Source organism: Acetobacter senegalensis, assembly GCF_001580995.1.
GTDB classification, from domain to species: Bacteria; Pseudomonadota; Alphaproteobacteria; order Acetobacterales; family Acetobacteraceae; genus Acetobacter; species Acetobacter senegalensis.
Map to the genome: position 1 here is coordinate 1 of NZ_LHZU01000068.1, position 7,751 is coordinate 7,751.

Consider the following 7,751-nt stretch of genomic DNA (forward strand, 5'->3'; position numbering starts at 1 on the left):
GATGGGACGCCGCTCCCCATGATCGCCCTGCCGGTCTTCGGCTACAAATCCCACATCAGCATCGACCGACGCTTCGGCTTCATCCGAGGCATGGCGGTGACTTCGGCGTCAGCGGCGGACGGGCGTCTTCTCCGGCAGGTCGTCAGCACGAACAATACCAGTTCCGAGGTCTGGGCAGACAGTGCCTATCGATCCAGGCGCAACGAGAAGTGGCTGTCGGACCAGATGCTCACGTCCCGTATTCATCGGCGTAAACCCATGGGCAAGCCGATGTCGAAGGCAACCGCGCGGGCCAATGCCGCCAAATCCTCGATCCGTGCGCATGTTGAGCATGTCTTCGCGCATCAGAAAAACCGGTTCAACCTGTTCATCCGCACCATCGGTCTCGCCCGCGCTGAGGCGAAACTGACCCTTTGCAACCTGGCCTACAACTTCAATCGGCTGATCTTCCACGAGCGCCTAGAAACCGCAGGCTGACTCTGTCTGCAAGTCGGCAAAACCGGCGGAATCAACGCCGGACATCATAGAAATCAGCCCGAACGATGCCCCGTGGTGCGCCCTGCAACCTCGACGTCATCAGGCCAGCCCACTTCACCAGAAATTACCCGGTTTTTGCGGGTCTCCAGCTCCATCTCGCGGAGATTTCACGCACAGTCGCACGGGACGCTCACGCCGTCCTCGTTGTGGATCAGGCCGCCTGGCACACCAGTCAGAAACTGGAGGTGCCTGGGAACATCACCATCCTCCCGCTGCCTCCCAGGGCTCCTGAACTGAACCCGGTGGAAAATCTCTGGCAGTTCCTTCGCAATACATGGCTGTCAAACAGGATATTCAAAACCTATGACGATATCGTGGATATCGCCTGCCATGCCTGGAACCAGCTCGTCGACCAACCATGGCGCATCATGTCAATCTGGCTGCGCGATTGGGCTCATAGGTTATAGCAATCAACGGTTGGTATTACGACTGATCGGATTATGCTCTAGCTGTTTGGTCCCGGGATTTGACGGGTTGGATTGATGATGAATCTTTCTGGCTCTGCTCAAATCGCAGAACGAAAATCACGTTTAGGAACCAGCAATCAACTCGCCAAAAACCTGAAATCAGGTAAAAGGGAAATCAATCAACGTTTATTCGCCCCCCCCCCACGTCATTTGGTAAGCTGAAGAGGCTGCCGTGGAAGAAGTGTTGCCAAAGTGGCGCCGGCAACGAGAACGAACGCAGCCAAATAGAAAGCGCTAGAGAATGTCCCGGTCAAATGTACAAGGTACCCGGTTATCACTGGCGCAAGAAACCCGACACCATTGCCGAAAATCATTCCGAACCCAGTGACTGACCCAATTCGGGTACCGTCTACCAGAAGATCGGAGCCAAGCGCCGTGTTGGCGCCCAACGCGGCCATAATCAAACCTATTACTACTGAAACACAAACTAAAACCAACCATACCGAATGTAGAAACGGAAGGATGCCAATCACCGAAGATCCCAGAAGCAGCACCGCCACAACAAGACGTCTGGGTGCCAGTATCTGTTTCGGCAAAAAGGTGAGGGAAATCTTTTCCGCTACTTTTCCGAGCACGACCGAAAAAACGGCGGCTACTACGTAACAGATGCTTGCATCCAAGCCCGTTTCAAAGGTCTGCAAATGGAACGTGCGATGCAAATATGTTGGGAACCATGACATCATCAGGAAATTTGCGTATTGTCCGGCCGCACCAGGGGACAAAAGTCCCCAGAACGTGCGTTGAGTAAGAAGATTGAGAAGCGAGCGACCATCACTCCATTTCATTCTTTTGGCGGCTTCAGCGGGAAAGATAGACCTCCAGCATACGGCCATGACGATACTGAGCGCACCATAGGCCAAGAACGCACTTCGCCAGCCGGTCCAGCCAGACAGCCAGCCACTTCCCAGAAGTCCGAAAGCAAGCCCGATCTGGCTGGAGCAAACTAACACTGTCAGGACCACTCCCCTGTGTTGCTCCTGAGACCATTGGCGGACAATCCGGTTGGCCAGCGGGAATGTGGGAGATTCGCCGATACCCAACAGAATACGACTCATGAGGAAGACAAAAAGAGTAGCAGACAAACCTCCCATAAACATGGCGACCGACCAGATCAGAAGAGCGGCCACTCCCACCGCCCTGGTCGGATAACGATCGACCAATAAAGAGACAGGGAACGTCAGTATCACGTAGGACCAAAGAAAACTCGAAAGAACCCATCCGGTCTGGGCCGCCCCTAGATTAAATTCATGGGCAATGAGAGGCATACTGACCGACAGGACAGCACGATCGCCATAACTCAGCATAAACATTCCCACCGCCATCCCACACATGGCGGATCGATGGAACGGGGACAATGCTCTGTCAGTCATAAGCCAGTGTCCTCTAAAATTCAAAAGCGATACATTGCCTGAAGAAAGAAACTACGCGGCTGTCCGAGCGTAAGAGAAGACAGGCCGTTGATCGGGGTAATTGCCAGAGACTTGTAATGGCTGTTCTGCAAATTCAGAACGGATACATCAAAGGAAAGATGATGATTGTTCTGCGGGAACCATGTGAGATGAGCATTCCAAAGAGCGTATTTCCCCTGGCTCAGCAACGAATCTGACTTTTGAGAGGAGACCGACGGATAAAAGTACTGTTTTGAATAGTACTGAAAGTCGCTTCCCAGAATGAGATCACCATGGGGAAGCTCGATGTCATAATCGGCATATCCTGACAAGCTGACATGGGGAGAACGCGGGATCTGCGCCCCGAGGATGCCGTCTCCGTATTCACTCTGCGATGTATAGCGCGTGTCCAGCAGCCCCAGATTAGCACCGAGCTTCAGGCCGGCGACCGGACGCAACGCTGCTTCCACTTCTGCGCCCTGAATACGGGCCGCGCCGGCATTGCGAAAAACAATGGTCGTGATGCCTCTTCCAATATTGGTCGGAACGTTAACCAATGCGTTCGCATAGTTATAGCGAAATACATCGGCATTCAGGGTCAACCGATGATCCCAGAATTGCGTCTTGGCCCCCAATTCGAAAGAATCGATGGTTTCCGGATTCACGGATGTCAATTGCTGGGCAGAAAAAGATGTGCCCGGAACCCTGCTATATCCCGTAAAACTGTAATTTCCCGGCATTTTCCCCGAAGCAAAACGGAAATACACCATTGCCTGGCGCGTTATGTCATATTGGATCGTAAAATCAGAGTTCCAGTTCCGATAGGTATTATGCTCTTTCTGGGTCAGTATCCTCGTTGCCCCCGCAGGTAGTGAGGCAAGAGAATTTCCATAAGCTCCAGCACTTCCGGTCAGTGGGACTGCGTCATAGGCGTTCGTGATGCCGATCCGCTCAATTGACCACCGCAATCCGCCGGTGATGTGAAGACGCGATGTTGGGTTATAGGTAGCGCTGGCAAATGCTGAACCGTTTTGCCAATTTTGATCATAATGATCCCGAGAATACGGCGGAACGGAAAAAGAAAGCGCCTGGCCATTGGCTGTTACGGGTGTATGGTAATAGGCATTCGCACCGATACTGTCGAGATGCTCAAGCATACCGAAAAGACCGGCTTGCCAAGTCCACCGACGGGTACCATGAGAGGCAATACGAATCTCCTGTGTTGCCTGCCAGTAGTCGCCAGTATTGTAAGATGCGTTGTAAGGTATCTGCCCGGCAGGCAACGCAATCATAGGGTATGCTTCGCTCTGGTTGCGACGGTTTCCCTCAGCAGCGGAGATCGAAGTCAGTGTAAAATGTGGCTGGGACCAAACAGCCTTGACGAACCCGCCCGTTTCCTGAACGAATTGCTGAGCGCGATATGTATTGACCTCATCATACGCCAATTTTGGAACAGTTGATGGCGAGTTATAGCCCGGAATATACACAGTTGCCGGATTACCAAAACCACTCTTCGACAGATCCGCTGCGTATTGTTGTGGATATACAGACCCATCAAACCGTCTGTAATGGCCATTCAATGTAATATTGAGATCAGGCGTTGCCCGGATGAGCAACTGCCCCCGCGCTGCCGTGTCCAGGCCGCCCCCAAGTTTTTTCCCGTCCGTAATGTTTTTCTGCCAGCCATCGCTATTATCCGCATAGAAGGCAAAACGTCCGGCCACCTTGTCGGGGATGATCGTACCACCAATCGCGGCCTGTTCCTGAGAATGGTTGAAACTTCCATAGCCGAACTTGGCATAGCCCTGACGTTTGAATGTTGGTGCCTGAGAAATCAGGTTAATGGCACCGCCATTGGCGTTCTTTCCCCACAACGTTCCCTGTGGTCCACGAAGAATCTCGGTCTGTGCCAGATCGAACAGGGGGAAGCCCTGATTATAAACATTGGCGATATAGACCTCGTCGTAATAAACTCCGACAGGATTGACAGTATTCGCGTTAGTGCTGTTCGTGCCAATTCCCCGCATGAACCAGCGAGGGCGTTCAGGGCCTTCGGTCGCGGCGCCCTGCAGATTGGGAACAAGCTTTGCAATGTCGCTGGTTCGTTGTAACTGGGCATCGCGCAGAATCTGATCACCGCCGATGACCGACAAAGAAACCGGCACTGTTTGCGGATTTTGCCGTCTGCGCTGGGCAACGACTGTGAGCGTTTCATCGCGCGATCGCGTGTTGCTGTCAGCGGAAGTAGCATGTTTCGGATTAGAACGGTGGGCAGAAGATGACGAGAGTCTTTTCCCCTCAGATGACTGAGAAGCAGCACTCGATTCTACAACAGGGTATGCAAGCAGTGTGCTACCGAAAAGGGCAAGTCGATAAGCATGCGTCAGATAACGACGAACTGTGAAGCGCGGATGAGACATGCAAAAAATCCTTGGATGGCGGCGAAGCTCGAATTTATGGGCTCTGCTGATCACGATCGAAGAGAGTGGACCAGGTAAGGTTCTGGTTGATCGGCGTCGACGTTGCGCTTTCGACGGGAAGACGTGGCATGACCAGTTCGCCGAAGCGGTAGGCTTCCTCGAGCAGGGGCATTCCTGAGAGAATGAACGTTTCGATACCGGCTTTTCGATACGCCTCCAACGTGCGCAGGACCGTATCTGGCGACCCTACGATCGCAGTCCCAGGTCCGGGGCGCACGAGACCAATGCCCGACCAAAGATTCGGGGCTATTTCAAGATCCCGAAGATTTTCGGGTTTTTTGCCTTGATGCAGCGCCGCCATGCGTTTCTGGCCAACAGAATCGGTATTATTGATCATCCGCTGATTAGCCGCCACGCTGTCCGCATCCATATGAGCATATAGGTCATTGGCGGCATCCCACGCTTCGTTGTCGGTGCGTCTCACGATGACATAGAGACGGACTCCGAATGAGAGTTCCCGACCATAACTCTTGGCCCGTTCCTGAACGCGGGCATGCTTTTCAGCGAGTTGGTCTGGCGTTTCCCCCCACGACAGATAGGTATGGACATGGCGTGCGGCGACATCGATCGCGGCATCCGATGAACCGCCGAAATACAGGGGCGGCGCAGGGATCGTCTTTCCGATTGGGAGGGCCAGCTTCGCGTTCTTGAGAGAGATATAACGACCTTCATACGTCACGGCCTCACCTTCCATCAGCCTATGCCATATGGAAAGATATTCGTCCGCCATGGCGTAGCGTTCGCCATGAGGGAGATGAAGTCCGTAAGTCTCCAGCATCTCTGTAGTGCCTGAGACAATGTTTAGCAGCACACGCCCCTTCGTAAATTCCTGTAATGATGCAGCCATTTTTCCGAGGAGGGTCGGAGGAATCAGCCCTGGGTGAATGGCAATCAGGAATTTTAGACGGTCGGTGAAAGACGCCAGCGCTCCTCCCAGTGCCCAGACATCATGCGCGCCGGTCGCAAAAAGCGCGCCGGTATATCCGAGTTGATCGTAGGCTGACGCCAACTGACGATAATATCCAAGATCTACCTTACGTGTACCATCCTGACGCCAAGGATAAGCTCCGTCAGGCGCGCACATATATCCAAAAATTTTCATGTCATTTCTTCTCCATGGAAGATGTTTAGGGTCCACTCAGAGCCGTATGGCGTCCATTACTGTAATTTCCCGAGCGAGGTCGCCATGACGCAGAAGGGTGTCCGCTTCTTCCTGTTGTTCTTCGGCAATTTCCCGATCAGCTGCGTGTATGCTCCAGTCCCGTGCAGCGATGGCTGTCGACCAGGTGTTCAGATCGACATGTTCTGTGCGGGCGTCCGTCAGGATGCGTGCTGCTCTTTCTGGATCAGCGCTGATTTCCCGCTCGAGAGTTGCCAGGCGAGAAAGAACGTCTTCCTTCTGTGATGGGGAAAGCTTTCGATTCCTGATCGTCCAGAAGACGGAGCGATTGGGAATTTTGTCACCACACTCGGCAATGACCTTGACGACCTTTTGGGATGTTGCCTTTTCAAGCAATGGAGACATTGCAATCCATGCATCCACCTTTCCGTCCAGAAGGTGAGTAAGGGATGCGGATGGCGAAAGTTCAACGCGCTGCACGTCTCGCAGAGAAAGTCCCACCCCATCCAGCAGACGTGCCAGTAGGTAGGTATGGAACGAGCCGTCAACCAATGCGATCTTCGCCCCCTGGAGTTCCCGAACGTCTGCAATATCCGATGCAGGTGTCGTCACCAGGGCACCATTATGTGGCCGACGCGCTGATGCCGCGATGTATTCAACCTCATCGCCGTTGGCCTGAGCAATGATCGGGGGCGTCGATCCGGTCCCACAGATGTCAATCTCACCACGCTTCAGGAAGCGGGCGCTCTCACGGCCATCGTCATAATGCACGAATTCGACTGCGATTCCATTGAACAGGCCAGGCCAACGGGACGCGAGAAACAGATGTAGGTTTGCATTATGTACGCCAATTTTGAGTGACACTTGAGCCTCTTTCACTATATTGATATATATAATGATATAATTAAAAAGAATGCGCAAGAAGATTCGTTTTTAACTATAACCACTATAATTAAAAGTGGATTATCCTGATTTTTCTCTACCTTTCGTCTTAAACGCTGTATAAGGGAGACATGGTGTTGTCCGTGCTCTGTCGAGATGTCGCTGCAGCAAGCAGTATTCTGAGGGTTCTTGGTAATCCGACCCGGTTGGCTATTGCTTGTCTGCTTGTTGAGGGGGAGCGATCGGTCTCCGAGATCGAACGATGTCTGGACATTCATCAGCCCACCCTTTCGCAACAGGTTGGTGTGCTTCGGAACGCCGGAATTATTAAAGGTAGAAGGCAGGCCAAGTACGTCGTCTACGGTGTCTCGGATCAGCGCGCCCGCGCCGTTATCCTTTCACTCCGATCCATGTGGCCAGATCTTGTCCCTGCTCATGCGCGTCTTATCGATTCCAAAACTACAGCTCAGGAAGCAACGAGCTTACATGTTGAAACTCAACTCTCTGATCTGGAAATAATGTAGCTCGGTATCAATCGATAATCGTAATAATTCATTTTGAACCTACAGCGTGTCGTCAGTTAGGTAGAATAATGATTAAGGCGAACTGCACGGCTGAGAGGAAGGTCTCGCCTTAGAATGCTCGCGCGATAGCGAACAGAACCGCCTGCACGAACAGATGGTTGACGGCACTTTCACGCAATACGATCAGGATGGACGTGTCCCGGTTTAGTTCCGGACCATGGGTTATCTGTTAAGCGGCATTGCGCTCATGATCCAGAGGACTTTTCCATTGGAGTGTGGAATGCAGCCTCTGCGGGTTGTAGAAATCGTTGATGTAAAGAGTGGGCGGATTCAACCGGTCGTCGCAACACCTT

Annotated in this window: 6 protein-coding genes and 1 pseudogene; 3 read left to right on the plus strand and 4 right to left on the minus strand. The window is 52.7% G+C overall.

Annotated features, from left to right (window positions below; translation table 11 throughout):
* Positions 1-477, plus strand: a 477-nt coding sequence (locus AD948_RS00830; RefSeq protein ID WP_156478874.1) for a transposase, incomplete at its 5' end; no start/stop codon positions are given.
* A 152-nt stretch (positions 478-629) separates the two neighbouring features.
* Positions 630-944 (plus strand): annotated as a pseudogene (locus tag AD948_RS00835) (transposase); the annotation flags it as partial.
* Positions 945-1,150: 206 nt separating this feature from the next.
* Here the strand turns inward: AD948_RS00835 and AD948_RS00840 are convergent.
* From AD948_RS00840 to AD948_RS00855, 4 genes are read right to left on the minus strand one after another with little or no spacing between them, the layout of a single operon-like run.
* Positions 1,151-2,374: an MFS transporter gene (locus tag AD948_RS00840; RefSeq protein ID WP_061470292.1), complete on the minus strand. Its 1,224-nt coding sequence runs from the start codon at positions 2,372-2,374 to the stop codon at positions 1,151-1,153.
* Positions 2,375-2,394: 20 nt separating this feature from the next.
* The gene (locus AD948_RS00845) at positions 2,395-4,812 is read right to left on the minus strand and encodes a TonB-dependent receptor (protein WP_082782231.1); all 2,418 of its coding nucleotides are present in this window, start codon (positions 4,810-4,812) and stop codon (positions 2,395-2,397) included.
* A 34-nt stretch (positions 4,813-4,846) separates the two neighbouring features.
* Complete coding sequence (locus tag AD948_RS00850; RefSeq protein WP_061470294.1) at positions 4,847-5,974, minus strand: LLM class flavin-dependent oxidoreductase; 1,128 nt, start codon at positions 5,972-5,974, stop codon at positions 4,847-4,849.
* A 36-nt stretch (positions 5,975-6,010) separates the two neighbouring features.
* The gene (locus AD948_RS00855; protein ID WP_061470296.1) at positions 6,011-6,856 is read right to left on the minus strand and encodes an ABC transporter substrate-binding protein; all 846 of its coding nucleotides are present in this window, start codon (positions 6,854-6,856) and stop codon (positions 6,011-6,013) included.
* A gap of 149 nt (positions 6,857-7,005) precedes the next feature.
* Between AD948_RS00855 and AD948_RS18920 the strand changes: the two genes are divergently transcribed.
* Positions 7,006-7,398, plus strand: coding sequence for an ArsR/SmtB family transcription factor (locus tag AD948_RS18920; RefSeq protein ID WP_082782232.1), 393 nt, complete (start codon positions 7,006-7,008; stop codon positions 7,396-7,398).
* The last annotated feature ends 353 nt before the right edge of the window (positions 7,399-7,751 follow it).

What these genes read in the sequence shown, in the direction of transcription:
- AD948_RS00845 (WP_082782231.1), bottom strand. Translation starts at nt 4,812, where the DNA reads ATGTCTCATCCGCGCTTCACAGTTCGTCGTTATCTGACGCATGCTTAT.
- AD948_RS18920 (WP_082782232.1), top strand. Translation starts at nt 7,006, where the DNA reads ATGGTGTTGTCCGTGCTCTGTCGAGATGTCGCTGCAGCAAGCAGTATT.
- AD948_RS00850 (WP_061470294.1), bottom strand. Translation starts at nt 5,974, where the DNA reads ATGAAAATTTTTGGATATATGTGCGCGCCTGACGGAGCTTATCCTTGG.
- AD948_RS00840 (WP_061470292.1), bottom strand. Translation starts at nt 2,374, where the DNA reads ATGACTGACAGAGCATTGTCCCCGTTCCATCGATCCGCCATGTGTGGG.